Below are 17859 nucleotides of genomic sequence, written 5' to 3'. Positions count from 1 at the left end.
TCAGAATTGGAAACGAAGTTTAGTACCGAGACTCTAGGCTCCATTGATCTCCCGAGTGCTGAGCAACTACACCAAACCAACGAAATCAGAATGCTTTGCGTCCGGCGAGTACTAGGACGTTAGAGCTGTTGCCATTGGCTGCGCCGGGAACTCAAGGCTTGCTTCCAGCGAATCGTGACAGATGCGGATGCACCATGTTTGGCGAACCATTTTGGGCCCGGCCCGCGCATGTAGTGACGCTCGGGCCGATACGGATCGGCAATGAAGCGCTTCTCGGCTACCAGCTTTCTCCAAACGGCCGCAATTCAACATTGAACGACCATGCGCTTCGATCCTGGTGGGCGACGTGCCAGATCTCGTCGGCGATAGCGCTCGGTTTGATGAAGAAATCGTCCGGCCGATCTGGCCAGCGTTTCCGTGTCCACTCGAGGTCGATCACGGCATCGACCACGACGTAAGCGACGTGAACGCCCTGTGGCCCGAGATCGCGCGCCATCGCTTCGGCCAGGATTCGCTGCGCCGCCTTGGTCGGCGCGAAGCCGGCGAAACCGGCTTTGCCGCGCAAGGCCGAGGTGTTGCCGGTGGCAACGATCGCACCCTTTCCGGCCGTCAGCATCGCGGGGACGAACCGCCGCGCCAGATACAACAGTCCCATGGTGTTGACCTGGAAGTTGCGATTCAGGATCGACGGATCGATCTCGCGGAATGTGCCGAACGCACCACCGACGGCGTTGTGGATGACCACGGCGGGATTGCCGAGATCGCGCTCCACGGCCGCCCCTACCGCGTCGATCTGCTCGGGATCGGAAACATCGCAGCGGAATCCTTTCGCGCCCGGCAGTTCCCTCTCAAGGGCAGCGAGGCGCTCCTCATTCCTGGCGAGCAGAGCGAGGCGATAGCCGCCCTCGGCAAACCGCCTGGCGAGAGCGGAACCTGTGCCAGGGCCGACACCGGATATCAGGCAGACAGGCGCGGTCATGCAATTAGTCCTCCACGTTCGGCCGGCAGGTCAGTTGCCAGCCTTCGCCAACAGCTTTTCGACGTATGGCTTCAGATCAGGCTGGAAATGCACGTGTTCGACGAGACGAGCGAAATGAGCAAAGGTCCGCGGATATTCATCCCGCACCGCCGGATGCAGGATCCTGTCCAGCCCGCGCTTGTGCAATTGGTCGGCCCGCGTATGCTCATTCATGAACAGCGCAAGCTCTGCGGCAAAGCAGATATCGGCCAGCGATAATCCCGTACCCACCAGTGCCTCGCGCCGCGGGAACAACGCCTGCTCGATCCCTGATGCATAGATCGCAAACGCTTCCCTTGCACGTGCGTGAACGGCCGCATCGACCGTGCCGCCCGACAGCGCCAAGAGATAGATCTGCGCATCCCGGGCAAACACCAGGCTGACGTCGAGAAAGCTGTCGATCCTGGACGCCTCATAGGCATCGTGCCCGTAGAGCCCGGACTTCGACTCGCCGAGCCGTGCCACCGCCCGCATGATGCTGTTCGATTCGAAGATCCCGATTTTGCCATCAGGCCCGAAGGCAGCAGGCACATTGCCGAACGGCTGCGCTGTCATGAACGCATCGGTCTTGAAGAGGCGCGAGCCGGTCAGCCCAACGCGACCGGCTCGCGCCAGCGAAGATAGCGAGGAGCGTTCATGCTCTGCCAAAGGATGGGCGTCATAGTCCCACAACCAGTCCCGCAGCTCCTTGGGCGGAGCTCCCCTGACCTCGACCTCCACACTGCAGAACCGCGCTGCGATGGTCGCCTTCCAGACCCGGGGGTTCGGCAAGTAGGAGAATATCCGCAAGTCGGCCATGATGGCTTCCTCCTGATCGTCTCCGCCCTCGTCGGTCCTCGCCTCGAGGCCGAGAAGTCACGCGGCGGATGGGTTACTCCGAGCTTGCGTCAAGAATCCCGCCGAACGGCTCCCAGCGGGTTCCGGTCCAGCGCTGAAGCTGCAGTTGCGTCCAGACCATGTTGTTGGTTTCGCTGGTGTTGATCCGGATGCCGGGCAATGCGGTCGACAGTGTGAAGTTCTTCAGCGACTTCGCTTGCCTAATGACGTTCTCGCGCGAGAGGTCGTCGCCGCATTGTCTGAGGATCTGTTCCAGCAGCATGCCCTGCTGATAGCCGGTCAGATAACTCGTATTGGTGATATCGGAGCCCGCCAGATACCGATCGAAGAAGGCGCGATAGGCCTTGATGGCCTCGTCGTCCTTCCAGCTCTCGTCGTTTGGATCCTTGTTGAAGGTGCCGACGATGACGCCCACGGAATTCTCCAGCCCCGCCGGTTTGATCGTTCCGGCAATCGACGACGATGGGAAATTGATCAGGATCGTCGGCTTCCACGCCGTCTCGGCCGCCCGGCGGATCGCCTGCGCGGCGAACTTGGGCGTGCCGGCGATGAACAGCGCCTGCGCGCCGGAACTCTTCAGCGCCACGACCTGCGAGTCGATCGTCGGCTCGGTGACCTCGTAGCTGGCGGTGACTACGCGCTTGTCGAACTCAGGGCCGAGAACGGCCTTGAACGCGCCGACGTAGTCGCGGCCCAGATCGTCATTCTGGTAGAGAATGGCGTATTTCGCCGAGGGCAACGCGCGCGTCAGATACTTGGCGTAGATCTTCCCTTCGGTGTCATAGCTGACGAGTCCGGTGGTGGTCAGCGGATAATCCTTGACACTGGTGAACTTGCTCGCGCCTGTGACGATCGCAATCGTCGGCACGCGCTTGGCAGCCAGATATTTCGCCACCGCCGTGTTGCCTGCGGTACCGAGCTGGCTGAACATGAACGCCACTTCGTCGCTCTCGACGAGTTTTCGTGCATGCTCCACGGATTTCGGCGGGCTGTAGGCGTCGTCGAGCAGCAGATAGTCGATCTTGCGTCCATTAATGCCGCCGCGCTCGTTGACCGATCGCATATACGCCAGCACGCCATGTCCGACCTGGCCGATCGAGGAAGCTGGTCCGCTGAGCGGAAAGATGCCGCCAATCTTGATGCTTGTTGCGGTGACACCGACCGAATCGCCCGCCCAGCAGGGTGCGGCTGCCACGATCAAGAGTGCACAGGCCAGTCGGATGCTCCTGAACATCACGTGTTCCTCCAGTGTTGCTTTTGCGCGCGGCCTTCCGTGCGGCAGGCCGTGACGGACACTTGGCGCTTCTTCAGGCGGCCAATTTGAGGATCTTGACGACGTCGCCGGGCTCACGGATCGGCTGAGGGTTCGCCCTCGTGAAGATGGACAGCATTGCGTTCTTGCCGATCAACTCGAAACGGTCCTCGGCAACGCCGACGTCCGCGAGCCTCTGCGGCAAGCCGAGCTCCGCGATGAACGTCGCAAATGCGTCGCTGGCATCCCGTTCCGGTGCGCCAAGCGCCGCTGCGATCGTTCTCTGAGCAGCCTCCGTAGCGGGCCGGTTGTATCGGAGCACGCTTGGCATCATCACGGCCGTGCAGAAATAATGCGGCACGTCGCAGGTTCCACCGAGGACATGGCCGATGGCATGGCTGGCACCCATCGGAACGCGCGATTGCAACCCGAAAGCTGACATCCAGGACCCCAACTGACAGTTCAGCCGCGCCGCTTCATCGTTCGGATTGTCCTTGGTGCGCCGGAGTCCGTCGTACAGATAGCGCAAGCCCTGCTGGCACACGGCGTCGACGAGCACATTGGGACGGCTGGAGCAGATCGCCTCGATGCCGTGGTCCATCGCGCGCGTACCTGATCCCAGCCAGAGCTTCTCGGGTGTGTATTTCGTGATCGCTGGATCGAGGATGATGCTTCGCGGCATCATCATCGGATGATTGAAAATCTGCTTCAGCTTGCGGCCGGTGTCGGTGACCAGCGCACCCGAATTGTACTCGCCGCCGGAGAGCGTGCTCGGGATGGCGATCATGCGCACTTTCGGGGTTCGGAATGGCCCGAAGCGGCGGTCCGGCGTGGTCTCGAACCCATCGAGCCCCATCGGCTCTAAGATCTCGTGCTCCATGCACATCAGCACGATCTTTGCCGCATCGACCACCGAGCCGCCGCCGATTGCAACGACCAGGTCGGCCTGGGCGTCCTTGGCCTGCCGGGCGATCTGCGTGACCACGTCCCGGGTCGTGTGCTGCGGCACCCCGTCAAAGGTCGCGGCATGGCGTGGACCGAGCGCCGTCCGAATCTTCTCGATCTCGTCGGTCGTCGTATTGAGCGTGCGGCTCGCGATCAGATAGACGCGCTTGGCGCCCAGGCGCTCGGCCTCCTCCCGCAGCGCCTCCGCCGCGGGCTTGCCGTAGATCACGGATTCCATGGTGGGGTATTGATGGCTACCTACGACAGGCATGCTCTTCCTCCCTGATGTTCTTTTCTGCTCACCACTGCGGCGTCAGCATCGCGACGCCGTCAGCCACCCCGGTCTTGTGCTCGTATCTCGCCCTTCGTCAGGCGACCGCACGCGCCCGTTGCGTCTCGACCTTGCCGTCAAGGAAGCCGGTCAACCGCTGGCGGATGATCGCCTCCGCTTCCGCCATGATGCGGTCGATCAGTTCCTTGACCGTCGGGATGTCGTGGATCAGCCCGACCACCATGCCGCAGCTCCAGGCCCCGGCATCCATCTCCCCATCGACCATCACCTTCGGATAGACGCCGGCCACCTGGTCGAGGATGTCGTCGATTTTCAGACTTGCGCCCTTCTCGCGCTCGATCTCGAGCAATTCGCTGACGCCCTTGTTCTTCAGCACCCGCTCGGTGTTGCGCAGGGCGCGCATCACCAGCACGGTGTCGAGCTCGGTCGCCGCAACCAGCGCCTGCTTCACGTTGTCGTGGACCGGCGCTTCCTTGGTGGCGACGAAGCGCGTGCCCATGTTCATGCCGGCTGCGCCCATCGCTAGCGCGCCGACGAGACTGCGTCCATCCGCCATGCCGCCGGAGGCCACAAACGGGATCTTCAGTTCGTCCGCCGCCCGCGGCAGCAGGATCATGTTCGGGATGTCATCCTCGCCGGGATGACCGCCGCATTCGAAACCGTCGACACTGACGGCGTCGCAGCCGATCTTCTCGGCCTTGAGCGAATGCCGCACCGAGGTGCATTTATGGATCACCTTGATGCCGGCCGCCTTCAGCGCCGGCATGTAGGCCTCCGGGCTGCGGCCCGCGGTCTCGACAGCCTTGATTCCGCCCTCGCGAATCACGGCGATGTATTCCGGATAGGGCGGGGCTGACAGCGTCGGCAGGAAGGTCAGATTCACGCCGAACGGCTTGTCGGTCATGTCGCGGCAGCGCGCGATCTCCTTGGCGAGGAGCTCCGGCGTTTTCTGTGTCAGGCCCGTGATGATGCCGAGACCGCCGGCATTCGACACGGCCGCGGCCATCTCGGCGAAGCCGACATAGTGCATGCCGCCCTGGATGATCGGATGCTGGATGCCGAACAGTTCGGTTATTGCTGTCTTCACGTGAAAACTCCGTCTTCCGATCAGTGGATGATTTCGAACAGACCGGCCGCGCCCATGCCGCCGCCGATGCACATGGTCACCACGCCGTATTTCGCCTTGCGCCGCCGGCCCTCGAGCAGGATATGCCCCGTAAGCCGCGCGCCGGTCATGCCATAGGGATGACCGATCGCGATCGAACCGCCGTTGACGTTGAGCTTGCTGGGATCGATGCCGAGCTTGTCGCGGCAATAGATCACCTGAACCGCATAGGCCTCGTTGAGCTCCCAGAGATCGATGTCATCGATCTTGAGGTTGTGACGCTTGAGGAGCCTCGGGATCGCAGCGACCGGGCCGACGCCCATCTCGTCGGGCTCGACGCCGGCAGCGACGAAGCCGCGGAAGATGCCGAGCGGCTTCAGGCCTTTCTGCGCCGCGATCTTGTCGCTCATGATCACGCAGGCGGAGGCGCCATCCGAGAGCTGGCTGGCATTGCCGGCGCTGATGGTCTTGCCCTCGAACACCGGCTTGATCTTCGACAGGCCTTCCGCCGTGGTATCTGGCCGCGGGCCCTCATCCCGGCTCAGCGTGACCTGCTGATAGCTGACCTGCTTGGTGTCCTTGTCGACGACGGCCATCTTGGTCGTGATCGGCACGATCTCGTCGTTGAAACGGCCGCCCTGCAGCGCCGCGCCGACGCGGCGCTGGCATTCGAGGCTGTATTCGTCTTGCTGATCGCGGCCGATCTTGTAACGCTCGGCGACCACTTCGGCCGTCTCGAGCATCGACATGTACATCTCTGGCTTCATCGCCATGAGATCCTGATCGATGGCATGGAACTTGTTCATGTGATCGTTCTGCACCAAGCTGATCGACTCGATGCCACCGCCGATTGCGATCTCGACGCCGTCGAGCATCACCGAACGCGCAGCCACCGCGATCGCCTGCAAACCGGAAGCACACTGGCGGTCGATCGTGGTGCCGGCTACGGTGACCGGCAGGCCGGCGCGGATCGCACCCTTGCGAGCGACGTTCATCACCATGGTGCCCTGCTGCATGGCGCAGCCCATCACCACGTCCTCGACCTCGCCGGGCGCTATGCCGGCGCGCTTCACGGCCTCGGCCATCACGTGGCCCGCCAGGGTCGGACCATCGGTGTGGTTGAGCGCGCCGCGGTAGGCCTTGCCGACGCCGGTGCGCGCGGTGGAAACGATAACTGCTTCAGTCGTCATGTCTGCCTCTCTGCTAGGCGGCCGCATCGAGCTGCGCGTAGCGCAACACGTGAAAGGCGGGATCGCCGAACTGGATGTTGATGGAGGAAATCCGCTTGAAATAGTGTCCGACGTTCAATTCGTCGGTCATGCCCATGCCGCCATGCAGCTGCACCGCCTGATCGGCGATGAACTTGCCGGCATAGCCGATCTTCGACTTGGCGCCCGACGCAAGACGCGACACGCCGGCCTCGCCTGCATCCAGGCTCAGCGTGAGATGCTGCATCAATGAGAGCGCTTCCTGATGCGCGATGAACATGTCGACCATCCGATGCTGCAGCACCTGGAACGAGCCGATCGTCGTGCCGAACTGCTTGCGGGTCTTGGAATATTCTAGCGTCGCGGCATTCAATTCAGCCATCGCACCCACCGCCTCGGCGCAGAGCGCGCCGATGGCACGGTCGCGGCAGGCTTCCAGCGCGGCCACACCCTCGCCCTCCTCACCGAGCAGCTGGCCAGCGACGCCGCGCAGGCTGATCTCCGCCGCGCGGCGGCCATCGATCGTCTTGAAACTCTGCAGATCTAGATTGGCGGCACGGCGATCAACCACGAAGAGACTGACCCCGCCGCGATCGCGCTGTTGACCGGACATGCGCGCCGAAACGATCAGAAAGTCCGCCCAGGGCGCGCCGATGACCGCGGTCTTTTGGCCGGTCAACACATAGTCCTTGCCCTGGCGCCGCGCCGTCGTAGTGACGTTAGCAAGATCGAAGCGCGAGCCCTTCTCGGTCCAGGCAAGCGCCCACACCTTGCTGCCGGCGACGATGTCGGGAATGAAGCCCTGCTTCTGCTCGGCGGATCCAAAGTGCTCAATCAGGCCGCCGGCAAGCACCACCGTCTCGACGAAGGGCTCGACCACGAGATGACGGCCGAACTCCTGCATGACGATCATGGTCGACAGCGGACCGCCGCCGAGACCGCCGACGTCCTCAGAGAACGGCGCCGCCAGCAGTCCGAGCTCGGCGAATGACTGCCATTGACTGCGGCTGTACCCCTCTTCGCTCGCGACGGCCTTACGGCGCGCATCGAAACCATACTGGTCGCCCAGCAGGCGCTGGACGCTGGATCGGAGCAGCTCCTGCTCTTCCGTGAACTGGATATCCATCCGATTCCTCCCGTGCTGCTGTTCGCTAGAGACCGAGCACGGCCTTGGCGATGATGTTGCGCTGGATCTCGTTCGATCCGCCGTAGATGGAGAGCTTGCGCGAGTTCAGGTACTTCTCTGACGCGGTGTGACCGTAATCCGGTCCCGGCATGAAGTGATTGGCGCTGACGGGGTGCTCGCGGATGGCCAGCCCGTAGTTGCCGACCGCGCGGTGGGTCAGCTCGGTGATGTCCTGGAATATCTCGGTGCCGCGGATCTTGAACAGCGAGGCCGCGGGTCCCGGATCGATGCCGCGGGCCATTTGAGCAACGACGCGCAGCTCGGTTGCTTCCAGCGCCAGCACATCGAGCTCGATGCGGGCGATGTCCCTGACAAATTCGATATGCGCCGGATCGTCCGCGGGAATCTCCGCCTTCACGATCTTCTTCAGCTTCTCGATATAGCGCGTCGAGCGGCCGATGCCGGCCATGCTGGTGCGCTCGTTGCCGAGCAGGAATTTGGCGTAGGTCCAGCCCTTGTTCTCCTCGCCGATCAGGTTTTCGACGGGAACGCGGACGTTTTCAAGGAAGACGTCGTTGACTTCATGGGAGCCGTCGATGGTGATGATCGGACGCACGGTGACGCCCGGCGACTTCATGTCGATCAGCAGGAAGGAGATGCCAGATTGCGGCTTTGCGGCTGGATCGGTCCGCACCAGGCAGAAGATCCAGTCGGCATGCTGCGCCAACGTGGTCCAGGTCTTGTGGCCGTTGACGATGTAGTGGTCGCCGTCGCGCACCGCCTTGGTGCGGACGGTGGCGAGATCCGAGCCCGAGCCGGGCTCCGAATAGCCCTGGCACCACCAGTCCTCGCCCGAGAGGATGCGGGGAAGAAACCTCTTCTTCTGCGCCTCATTGCCGAACGTATAGATGACGGGACCGACCATGGTGACGCTGAACGCCAAAGGTGGCATCGTGCCGGCACGCGTGGTCTCCTGCTCGAAGATGAAGCGGCGCGTGATGGACCAGCCGGGCCCGCCATATTCCTTGGGCCAGAGCGGCGCGATCCAGCCCTTCTTGTGCAGGACGCGATGCCATAGAAGCATCTGCTCCTTGGATAGGTCGGTCTCCGGATTGGGGACACGCATCGCGGCCGGATAGTTGTCGTTGATGAACGCGCGCACTTCGTCGCGAAACGCCGCGTCTTCCGGGGATAGCGCGAGCTCCATTGGCGCTTCCCCTACCACTTCTCGCCGAAGGGGCGGATCTCGAGCTCGAACGTCCAGGCGCTCTTTGGCTGCTGGTAGAGTTGCCAATAGGACGCGGCCACCGACGCTGGCGGCATCAGCAGGTCCGGATCGTCGAGCGCATTGGGGCCGAGCGCTTCAAGCCGGCGCTGCCGCACCCATTCAGTATCGACGCCAGAGTCAATGATAAGATGCGCGACATGGATGTTCTTCGGCCCGAGTTCGCGCGCCATCGCCTGCGCGACGGCTCGCAGGCCGAACTTCGCGCTGGCGAAGGCGGCATAGCCGGAACCGCCGCGCAAGCTCGCGGTCGCGCCGGTGAAGAAGATGTTGCCCTCACCACGCGGCAGCATCAGCCGCGCGGCCTCGCGCCCCGCAAGGAAGCCGGAATAGCAGGCCATTTCCCAGACCTTTCGGAACACACGTTCGGTGGTCTCCAGGATCGGGAAATTCACGTTCGCGCCGATGTTGAAGATGCAGACCTCGAGCGGCGCGTGCTTGTCGGCGTCATTGAGGAACGAGATGATTTCCTCCTCCTTTCGCGCATCGAGCGAGCGGGCGTGGATCTCGCCGCCGGCGGCCTCGATCTCCTTGACCAACGGCGCGAGCTTGTCGCCATTGCGACGACCGGCGAAGACCGTGAAGCCCTCGGAAGCGAACTTCTTGGCAATCTCGCCGCCGATAAAGTCACCGGCGCCGATCACCGCAACCGTCCTGTTTCTCTTCTGCATGGGACTTCTCCAGCCTCGTGAGATGTTGAAGCGATCTCGCCCGCGTCAGTTGCGCAGCGATTCCGCCAGCTTGTGTTTCAGCAGCTTGCCGGTCGACGTGGCCGGCAGCGCGTCCATGAGGATGATCTCGGACGGTCGCTTGTAGGACGTGAGCTCAGGCGCGACATGCGCCATCAAATCCTGCGCGGTTGCGGAGGAGCCCTTGAGGAGCTGGACGAACGCCACGATCTCTTCGTTGCCCGGGACCGGCCGTCCGACCACGGCGCATTGCACTACGTCGCGATGGGTGCTCAGCACCGCCTCGATCTCAGCCGGATAGACGTTGAAGCCGGACCGGATGATCATCTCCTTGGTGCGCCCGACGATGAACATCGCCTCGCCCTCGAAGCGCGCCAGGTCGCCCGTGTTGAACCACCCATCCGGGTCGATCGCCTTCGCCGTGAGGTCCGGCGCGCGGTAATAGCCGAGCATCACGTTCGGTCCGCGGACATGCAGTTCACCGATATCGCCGCTGGTCACGATGGCACCGTCACGGGCGACGATTCGAGCCTCGATGCCCGGCACGAGAGTGCCGACCGAATTGTCGCTGCGCGGCGCCTCCGCCCGAACGCCGGAAATGCCGGGCGAGCATTCGGTGATGCCGAACGCGTTGCCGAGCGGAAGACCGAGCTCCTTCTCGACCCGCGCTTTGAGCTCGAGGTCGAGCGGCGCACCGGCGACGCTCATCAGCCGCAGCGCGCCGCGCTCCAGTTTCGGCAGGCCCGCCGTCTGCTTGTATTCGAGCAGCCGCTGGTAGGTCGCCGGTACGCCGTTCAGGAGCGTGATGCCCTCCTCGGCCAGCGCCTTGGCAAGCGCAGCGGGGTTGTACTTCGTGACCAGCCGGGTGACGCCACCGACCATCAGCGTCATCGTCAGCAGCGAGATGCCGACGATATGCGAGATCGGCAGCACGCAATACTGCACGTCGTCCGCCGTCATGCTGCGCAGATTCGCGGTGGTCCTTGCGGAAAACAGCAGGTTGCGATGCGTGAGCATGACGCCCTTCGGCGTTCCGGTCGTACCGGACGTATAGATGAGCACCGCCACCTGGCGGGCGCCGTCGGTCTCGGCCGGCTCGGCCTGCGTGTCCTGATTCAGAGCAGACACGCCGATGCCGTGAAGCGGCCCGACATCCTGCAACGGAGCGTCGTAACGCGCCGCATGCGCGGCCGCCTCTTCGGAGACATTTGCCGTGAAGAGCATGCGTCGGGCGCCGCTGTGATCCCTGATCTGATCGAGCTCACGCGGCGATAGCCGAGGGTTGGCGACGATTGCCCAGGCATCAAGGCGGCTTGCCGCAAACAGCAGGCAGGCGAGCGCGATCGAATTCTCACTGACCAGCATCACGCGATCGCCGGCGCGGACGCCGAGCGCGCGGAGCGCATCCGCCGTGGCACCAACCGCCCTATCCAGTTCGCGATAGGTCATGGACGCGTTGTCTTCGATCAGCGCCGTCCGGTCGGGTGTGGTGGCAACATAGATGTCCATCACCTCATGGATGCGATGCGGCAACGTCTTCGTGATTTCAGCTGCAGCCTGCTGCCAGTTCGCCAATGAAACCTCCCAATGAAAGGCCCTTTGCGGGCTCGGCTCGTTCTGGATGCCTCCGCGCGATCAGGCGCTCTTACGCTGCGCCGCCGCCGATTGCGCTAGGATTTCGTCCTCGACATCGCGCAGGCTGTCCTTGCCAAAGTAGATCTCGTCGCCGACGAAGAACGTCGGCGAGCCGAACGTACCGCGCGCCACGGCGCTGCCAGTGTTCTCGATCAACCTCTTCTTGACGTCGTCCTGCTGGGCGCGCGCGCTGATGCGATCGATGTCCAGCCCTGACGACAGAAACGCATCGCGGAAGACCTGCGGATCGTCCATCTTCTTGGGCTCGACCCACATGTGGTGATAGGCAGCGCGGAAGTAGGGCTCGAACGCCCCCTCGAACTCCGCGGCAACGGCGCCGCGCATCAGCGCAAGCGTGTTCACCGGGAAGAACGGGTTCATCGTGAACTTCGTGACGTTGTGCCGGCGCAGGAAGCGTTGGGTCTCGAGCGCATTGTATTCCGGCTTGTTCCTGATCCCGCGCAGCGACTCGGCGGGCGACAGGTTGCCGGTCGCTTTGTAGACGCCGCCGAGCAGCACCGGCACGTAGTCGAATTTGACGCCGGTTCGTTGCTCGATGCCGGGCAGCGCGAGCTCGGCGAGGTAAGCGTTGGGACTGCCGAAATCGAAATGAAACTCGACCTTGAGCGGAGCAGCCATGGAACGCCCTTCTCTTCGACGGCGGCGGTTGTTCGCCACCCGATTGATCGTGCCGCACCGATAAAGTTCTATTTTAGAACTGTCAATATGATGTTTATCATACAATCGGCGTCGTGGCGCGCGAATGCGGGCATCCCATTGATTTTCCGTGAGTTCTGATTTAGAATTTATTTGCAGTGCCGCTACGGATTCGCTGGAGACTTCGATGAAATGGGATACCCTTGAGGAGGAGCCATGCTCTCTCGCCCGTACCGTGGCGGTGATCGGTGACCGCTGGAGCCTCCTCATCCTGCGCGAATGTTTCTTGCGCATCCGCAGATTTGATGACTTCCAGACGTCGCTCGGAATCACCCGCCATCTGCTCGCCGATCGGCTGAAGAAATTTGTCCGCTTTGGCGTCCTGCGCAAGATTCCGTATCAAGAAGCGCCGAAGCGCTACGAGTATATCCTGACGCAAAAGGGTCTCGATCTCTATCCAATCATCATGTCGATTGTGCACTGGGGCAACGTCCACATGGTCGACTCGCGCGGACGACCGCTGCTGCATGAACACAAGAACTGCCACAAGATGTTTGATCCTGTCATGATCTGCTCCGAATGCGGTGAGCCGCTGACGGCGAAGGCAGTCCATGTTCATCCGGGCCCCGGCGCGAGACGGTCTTTGCCGACGAGCAACGGCGTTTCGGCGAAGAACGCTGGTTGACCTCCGACGTCTCAACAGCTCGATGCAGGAAGGCAGGTCCGCTAGAACGTCGTGGACGACTTCAACGGGCCGATACATCCGCAAATGGCCTTGCCGTGGCCGAGCGCCCGGCGGCTTGGCGCGCAGCTATCAAAGCCGGATTCTCAGGCGAATTCAGGACCGATCAAGCCGATTTCCCGACCGAAAGCTCCGTACTCCGCGAGGTCTGTCCAAGTCTTTGAAAAGCTTGGTGGGCGCACCAGGGCTCGAACCTGGGACCCGCTGATTTAAGAGGCGTGTGATTTCGCCGGACAATCAATGACCATTCCGACAACCGAACTCAACTAGGCCTGAGCAGGTCGCAGACTAGTCAACGCCCCAGGCAATGCAGGATCAGCTGGACATCAGCTTGTCAAAGACCGGTACCGGGTCATCAACCTCGACAAGTCGCTGACCTGTGATGACCCAGATTCGCGTCGCCACAGCTCGGACAAATGCTCGATCATGGCTGACCAAAAGACAAGCCGCGCCATGCTCGACCAACTCGCTCTCCAGCGAGTCCTGCCCATTGATATCGAGATGATTGGTTGGCTCATCCAAAAGGTAGAAGTTTGGCTGGAGCAAGCGCAGAAGAAGCATTGCAAGCCGCGCTCGCTGCCCCCCCCCGAAAGGCGAGGTATAGGCGCAGTTTGGGCGTCTATGCCGACGCCGGCGCCCGCGAGCAGGGAGCGCGCCTGGTGGTCCGGGAGATTGCTCAGGCTCTTGAACGCGTCCTGTGGGGTCTTGAACATCTCGAGCTGTGATAGCGCCTGATTCGAATATCCCAACTTGAGGCTCGTCGCGACACGGATATCCGGATCGGACCCCGCAACAGCCGCCCGCAATCGCTCGATGAGCCTCGTCTGCCCGTACCGTTTGCTCCTAGGAGAGCAACCCGATCCCCGCTCTCGATCCATTTCGTACCGGTACGGAACAACGGCCTCCCATCCGGCGTGACGATGGCGGTGTCCTTGATTGCTATCAGCGCTTTGGCGTGGCTGCCGCTGTTGGTAAGGCGGATGGTTCCTGCTGAGCGCTCCAGCTGCGCCGGTCGGGCGCGCTCCTCGAGTTTGTCGGCGCGCTCCGACAGCTGCTTTGTCTTTACCACCAGTAGGTCGGACCCGGAATTGATGCCGATGTTCTTGAGCTTCGCCGCCTGTTGTCGAAGAACTTTGACCTTGCGCATATCGTTGTCGAACTGTCTTTTTCGCGCCGCGTCGTGATCCTCCAGCGCTTGCAGAGCGCGAGAATAGGGCAGAGAAAAGTCTGAACTTTCCTTTGGGCGCAAGAACAACGTCCGGCTGGTCACGTCGTCGAGGAAGGCGCGGTCATGGCTCGCTGCGACCATGGCGCAATCGCGAGGCAACGCTGCTAGGAACCTTTCCAGCACGCCGATCCGGCCGATGTCGAGGTGATTTGTCGGCTCATCCAGCAGGAGCAGGTCAGGTTCGACAATGGCGGCCCTCGCTAGAAGCATCGTCCGTTGCCAGCCGCCGGATAGAGTATGGACAGCGCGGCCCCTTATGGATTCGTCGACGAAAAGATCATCGAGCAGGACATCGACCCGCCAGCCCTGTGTTTGGGCGACCTCCGGAGCAAGAGCTTCTCGCATCATGGAAGCTAAGGGACCGGAGCCGTTCGGGTGGATCTTGCGGGGCGGCGGCGGCGATCAGTCCGCGTATGCGGGTGACGGTCCCCGCCGTTGCGTCTTCCTGGCCGACCAAAATACGAAGGAGGGATGATTTGCCGCGGCCATTAGCGGCGACAAGGCCAAGGCGATCGCCTTTGCCGATTGAGAAACTCAGGCCGGTGAAGAGCGAGTCAACACGAGTTAGAGAGAGGTCTTTGACGGAGATAAGTGACATTGCAGTCTCATGAATCAGTGAGCGCGACCAAACGCGCGCAAATGGCTGACAACGAGACCGCGATGCGCTCCTTGATCAGCCCCGCGAGATGAAACGCGGGGCGGACACAGGTCCTCGGGTTGGATTGTGGAAGCTATGATGATTCATCGACCTTCCCCCTCTGTCCTCAACCTTGGGGTAAAGGAGCGTACCAATTCAATCGTGTCAGGGCAAGGCTCTCCTTGCCCTCCTGTAGTACGCGCGATCCTATCGGATCGACAACGCGTAGCTTGCGATCGGCCTTTTTCCTGAAAGACAGAATTGCAGGTCGTCGGCAGCCAATACCCCAACGTTCGTGTCGACACGGTCTGCGGATTGACCGCGGAGGTCGAGCCGTTGCTAAGTTCGGGTGAGCTCGATCTCGCATTGATGCAGCGCGAGGCGCGGTCCGGTCCATGCCTCAGAAGCTGGCCGGAGCAGCTTGTGTGGGTTGGAGCGCGGGGTATTGCAGAGCGTCGCGACCACGATCCGATTCCCCTTGCCCTCTTTCCGCAAGGGTGCCTCTATCGCGAGCGCGCGATCTACGCGATGGAGACAGCAAAACTGCCCTGGCGCATCGCCTATGCGAGCGCCAGTCTGACAGGCATCCTCGCTGCGGTTTCGTCCGGCTTGGCAGTGACACTGTTAGCCCGTACGGCAGTACCCGCGAATTTGTGCATCCTCAATGGGCGGGCAGGCTTTCCGAATGTGCGAGCAACCGAACTGGCGCTAGTTGCCCAAGAAGAGCAGTTGCGGTCTCCTGCTGTAGAACAGCTTGCGAATTTTATCCGCCGTTCAATTGGACGGCGAGCGAAAGGACGTCTTATTGTCGGCGATCAGTGACTCCGCCTTTGAATTTACCGGAGTTCAGTCCCATCGATGGAGCCGTGGAGGCATCCTTGCGCCTTGCAGCCCGCGACGGCAATTTGCGCGCGGCGCTCCTCGCGGCAGAATAGGCAAGCCCCAGATTTGAACCGGCGCGCTGCAGAAGAGACGAGAGGAACGAGCTGAGATCAGGCTCATCTTCGACAACGAGTACTCGCATGCTATTTCAGTTCATCGTTACGGACGGGCGAAGCACGAGCTATTGGGCGCGACGCCGTGGAGTTGACCGGACTAGGGGATAAGCGAAGCTAAATCTGAGAACGCGGCAAACAGGACATCATCATCGCCGACCAGGTCAATGCCTCTGCTCCGACTTCCATGCAAGAGGATCGCTGCGAGATACGGGCATTTCTATGGTCAAATACCAAGCCGACCAGAAATCCAAAGTACTCAGTAATGCGAAATCATGGCTCGCGTGCAATGCTCGGGCAACAAAACCGATTCTGAGGATGAACCGCGATCCAACCGCCACACGGGCTCGACGTCGCGACCATGCTGCGTTATGTGAATGAATTTCAATTGCTTAGCGGCGACAACCGAAATCGCCCACGTCGGAGTCGCTCTCGGCCTCGGCGCTCCCGCCGGAGCGACGGCGAGATGGCCCGCGCGACGATTGAAGAAATCAGCCGCCTGTTCGCGGCGATTGGGATCACTCCTACGTTGGCCGGTCTTGGACTTCCCTCCGACAGGATTGATTGGACCGCCGAACTCGCCCTCGGCATCGATCGGCTGATCAAGAACAATCCCCGCCCCTCATACCTTCCCGCGATGAAACGACTGGTGAAAGCCGCCTACGACGGCGATTTCGCCGGCAGCGCTATCTAAGCTGACAGGACCCCCTCATGAACATGTCCCAGAACACGTTCAAGACCGATCAGGAAACCATCGACCTCCGCACTTATGCGCGCGGTCTCAATATCGACGGCCAATGGCGGCAGGCCGCTGACGGCCGTCTTATCGAAGTCGTCGATCCCTCCACCGAGCGCATGATCGCCGAGGTTCCCGATGCGGCCATGGTCGACGTCGAGGCAGCGGTGGAGGCCGCCGCCCGGGCGGCGGCCGGCTGAAGCCAGACACCTCCGCGCAAACGATCCGAAATTATAAGGCGCTGCTTCGAATTGACGACGCAGCGTTCCGAAACTCTTGCCGCGCTGATATCGATCGAGAACGGCAAGGCTTTGAACGATGCGCGCGGCCAGGTCGCTATGCCGCCGAGTTCTTTCGCTGGAATGCCGAGGAAGCCGTACGAATCACCGGCGAATTCGGCCTCGCTCCTTCGGGCGCGAACCGCATCATCGTCGACTATCAGCCGATCGGCGTCTGCGCTTTGATCACGCCCTGGCACTTCCCGGCAGCCATGGCGACGCGCAAGATCGCTCCCGCCCTGGCAGCGGGCTGCACGGTTGTTCTCAAGCCCGCGAGCGAGACGCCTCTCACGGCCTGCGAGCTCGCTGCGCTATATGAAGAAGCCGGCGTTCCCCCGGGCGTCGTCAACGTCCTTACGGTTTCTAATCCTGCTCCGGCCACCGCCGCCATGCTGGCGGATCCACGGGTGCGGAAACTGTCGTTCACCGGTTCGACCGGAGTTGGCCGCCTCCTCCTCGCCGAAGCCGCCAAGCACGTCATCTCCTGCTCGATGGAACTCGGCGGCAACGCGCCGTTCATCGTCTTCGACGACGCCGATCTCGAGGCTGCGCTCGACGGCGCGATGGTAGCGAAAATGCGCAGCGCCGGCGAAGCCTGCACCGCCGCAAATCGCATCTATGTACAATCTGGCATCCACGACGCCTTCGCCGAAGGCCTTCGAAAGCGCATGACGGCGCTCAAAGTGCAGGCATCGAAGCCGCCACCGAATGCGGTCCGACGATCACGAAAAAGGCGGTCGATAAGATCGATCGGCTGGTCCAGAACGCCGTCGCGCGTGGCGCCCGCGTTCTGTGCGGGGGCTCGGTCGGGAGCGGAACAGGTTTTTACTATCCTCCGACAGTCCTCTGCGACGTGCCGGCCGACGCCGCGATGGCGCACGAGGAAATCTTCGGACCTGTGGCGCCGATCTCGCGCTTCGAACGGGAGAGCGAAGCGATCGAGCGGGCGAACGACACGGAATACGGGCTCGCCGCCTACATCTACACCCGTGATCTCGCCCGCGGCATGCGTGTAGCCGGGAAGATTGAAACGGGTATGATCGCGCTCAATCGCGGGCTCATGTCCGATCCGGCCGCCCCCGTTCGGCGGCGCCAAGCAGAGCGGCATCGGACGCGAAGGCGGGCAAAGGCATGGCATCGCCGAGTTCATGGAGGCGAAATATCTCGCCGTTGCGATGTAGAAGGAGGACAGGT

The 17859-nt window shown here is 62.2% G+C and carries 15 protein-coding genes and 2 pseudogenes; 4 read left to right on the top strand and 13 right to left on the bottom strand.

From position 1 onward, the window contains the following. Positions 1–119: 119 nt before the first annotated feature. The 12 genes from QA642_RS14140 to QA642_RS14085 all read right to left on the bottom strand — a co-directional run bounded on the left by QA642_RS14140 (position 120) and on the right by QA642_RS14085 (position 12031). Positions 120–305: a hypothetical protein gene (locus QA642_RS14140; protein ID WP_283086887.1), complete on the bottom strand. Its 186-nt coding sequence runs from the start codon at positions 303–305 to the stop codon at positions 120–122. After that, positions 278–979, bottom strand: coding sequence for an SDR family NAD(P)-dependent oxidoreductase (locus QA642_RS14135; RefSeq protein WP_283085195.1), 702 nt, complete (start codon positions 977–979; stop codon positions 278–280). Before QA642_RS14135 ends, QA642_RS14140 begins: the two co-directional genes overlap by 28 nt. Before the next feature lie 30 nt (positions 980–1009). Continuing rightward, positions 1010–1816: a glutathione S-transferase gene (locus QA642_RS14130; RefSeq protein WP_283085194.1), complete on the bottom strand. Its 807-nt coding sequence runs from the start codon at positions 1814–1816 to the stop codon at positions 1010–1012. 73 nt (positions 1817–1889) lie between these two features. Next, positions 1890–3089: an ABC transporter substrate-binding protein gene (locus tag QA642_RS14125; protein ID WP_283085193.1), complete on the bottom strand. Its 1200-nt coding sequence runs from the start codon at positions 3087–3089 to the stop codon at positions 1890–1892. A 73-nt stretch (positions 3090–3162) separates the two neighbouring features. Beyond that, the gene (locus tag QA642_RS14120; protein ID WP_283085192.1) at positions 3163–4323 is read right to left on the bottom strand and encodes an iron-containing alcohol dehydrogenase; all 1161 of its coding nucleotides are present in this window, start codon (positions 4321–4323) and stop codon (positions 3163–3165) included. Between the two features lie 97 nt (positions 4324–4420). Continuing rightward, positions 4421–5431 carry a nitronate monooxygenase family protein gene (locus QA642_RS14115; protein WP_283085191.1) on the bottom strand — a complete coding sequence of 337 codons (1011 nt, stop codon included), beginning with the start codon at positions 5429–5431 and terminating at the stop codon, positions 4421–4423. A gap of 20 nt (positions 5432–5451) precedes the next feature. Next, a complete protein-coding gene (locus tag QA642_RS14110) occupies positions 5452–6639 on the bottom strand; it encodes an acetyl-CoA C-acyltransferase (RefSeq protein ID WP_283085190.1) in 1188 nt (395 codons plus the stop codon). Between the two features lie 13 nt (positions 6640–6652). After that, the gene (locus tag QA642_RS14105; protein ID WP_283085189.1) at positions 6653–7783 is read right to left on the bottom strand and encodes an acyl-CoA dehydrogenase family protein; all 1131 of its coding nucleotides are present in this window, start codon (positions 7781–7783) and stop codon (positions 6653–6655) included. Between the two features lie 25 nt (positions 7784–7808). Further along, a complete protein-coding gene (locus QA642_RS14100) occupies positions 7809–8990 on the bottom strand; it encodes an acyl-CoA dehydrogenase family protein (RefSeq protein ID WP_283085188.1) in 1182 nt (393 codons plus the stop codon). Positions 8991–9001: 11 nt separating this feature from the next. Next, the gene (locus tag QA642_RS14095; protein ID WP_283085187.1) at positions 9002–9739 is read right to left on the bottom strand and encodes an SDR family oxidoreductase; all 738 of its coding nucleotides are present in this window, start codon (positions 9737–9739) and stop codon (positions 9002–9004) included. 45 nt (positions 9740–9784) lie between these two features. Next, positions 9785–11332: an AMP-binding protein gene (locus QA642_RS14090; RefSeq protein WP_342739566.1), complete on the bottom strand. Its 1548-nt coding sequence runs from the start codon at positions 11330–11332 to the stop codon at positions 9785–9787. Positions 11333–11392: 60 nt separating this feature from the next. After that, complete coding sequence (locus QA642_RS14085) at positions 11393–12031, bottom strand: 2-hydroxychromene-2-carboxylate isomerase (protein WP_283085186.1); 639 nt, start codon at positions 12029–12031, stop codon at positions 11393–11395. A 205-nt stretch (positions 12032–12236) separates the two neighbouring features. Here QA642_RS14085 and QA642_RS14080 point away from each other — a divergent pair, with 205 nt between their 5' ends. After that, a complete protein-coding gene (locus tag QA642_RS14080) occupies positions 12237–12734 on the top strand; it encodes a helix-turn-helix domain-containing protein (RefSeq protein ID WP_283085185.1) in 498 nt (165 codons plus the stop codon). Between the two features lie 372 nt (positions 12735–13106). Here the strand turns inward: QA642_RS14080 and QA642_RS14075 are convergent. Next, positions 13107–14617: pseudogene (locus tag QA642_RS14075) on the bottom strand (ATP-binding cassette domain-containing protein). Between the two features lie 300 nt (positions 14618–14917). On the opposite strand from QA642_RS14075, the gene QA642_RS14070 reads away from it, so the two are divergent. The 3 genes and pseudogenes from QA642_RS14070 (at position 14918) to QA642_RS14060 (ending at position 17846) form a co-directional block, all read left to right on the top strand. Then, positions 14918–15478 carry a LysR substrate-binding domain-containing protein gene (locus tag QA642_RS14070; protein WP_283085184.1) on the top strand — a complete coding sequence of 187 codons (561 nt, stop codon included), beginning with the start codon at positions 14918–14920 and terminating at the stop codon, positions 15476–15478. 534 nt (positions 15479–16012) lie between these two features. Continuing rightward, on the top strand, positions 16013–16345 hold the full coding sequence (locus QA642_RS14065; RefSeq protein WP_283085183.1) for an iron-containing alcohol dehydrogenase: 333 nt from the start codon (positions 16013–16015) through the stop codon (positions 16343–16345). Between the two features lie 17 nt (positions 16346–16362). Continuing rightward, positions 16363–17846, top strand: a pseudogene (locus QA642_RS14060) (NAD-dependent succinate-semialdehyde dehydrogenase). Positions 17847–17859 lie beyond the last annotated feature (13 nt).

Source organism: Bradyrhizobium sp. CB2312 (genome assembly GCF_029714425.1).
In the GTDB taxonomy this organism is placed as follows: domain Bacteria; phylum Pseudomonadota; class Alphaproteobacteria; order Rhizobiales; family Xanthobacteraceae; genus Bradyrhizobium.
This window is presented reverse-complemented; position numbering and strand designations above follow the sequence as displayed.

Excerpts from the sequence above, each read along its gene's own strand:
- QA642_RS14095 (WP_283085187.1), bottom strand. The coding sequence starts at position 9,739 with ATGCAGAAGAGAAACAGGACGGTTGCGGTGATCGGCGCCGGTGACTTT.
- QA642_RS14130 (WP_283085194.1), bottom strand. The coding sequence starts at position 1,816 with ATGGCCGACTTGCGGATATTCTCCTACTTGCCGAACCCCCGGGTCTGG.
- QA642_RS14135 (WP_283085195.1), bottom strand. The coding sequence starts at position 979 with ATGACCGCGCCTGTCTGCCTGATATCCGGTGTCGGCCCTGGCACAGGT.
- QA642_RS14080 (WP_283085185.1), top strand. The coding sequence starts at position 12,237 with ATGAAATGGGATACCCTTGAGGAGGAGCCATGCTCTCTCGCCCGTACC.
- QA642_RS14105 (WP_283085189.1), bottom strand. The coding sequence starts at position 7,783 with ATGGATATCCAGTTCACGGAAGAGCAGGAGCTGCTCCGATCCAGCGTC.
- QA642_RS14110 (WP_283085190.1), bottom strand. The coding sequence starts at position 6,639 with ATGACGACTGAAGCAGTTATCGTTTCCACCGCGCGCACCGGCGTCGGC.
- QA642_RS14065 (WP_283085183.1), top strand. The coding sequence starts at position 16,013 with ATGCTGCGTTATGTGAATGAATTTCAATTGCTTAGCGGCGACAACCGA.
- QA642_RS14120 (WP_283085192.1), bottom strand. The coding sequence starts at position 4,323 with ATGCCTGTCGTAGGTAGCCATCAATACCCCACCATGGAATCCGTGATC.
- QA642_RS14125 (WP_283085193.1), bottom strand. The coding sequence starts at position 3,089 with ATGTTCAGGAGCATCCGACTGGCCTGTGCACTCTTGATCGTGGCAGCC.
- QA642_RS14100 (WP_283085188.1), bottom strand. The coding sequence starts at position 8,990 with ATGGAGCTCGCGCTATCCCCGGAAGACGCGGCGTTTCGCGACGAAGTG.
- QA642_RS14085 (WP_283085186.1), bottom strand. The coding sequence starts at position 12,031 with ATGGCTGCTCCGCTCAAGGTCGAGTTTCATTTCGATTTCGGCAGTCCC.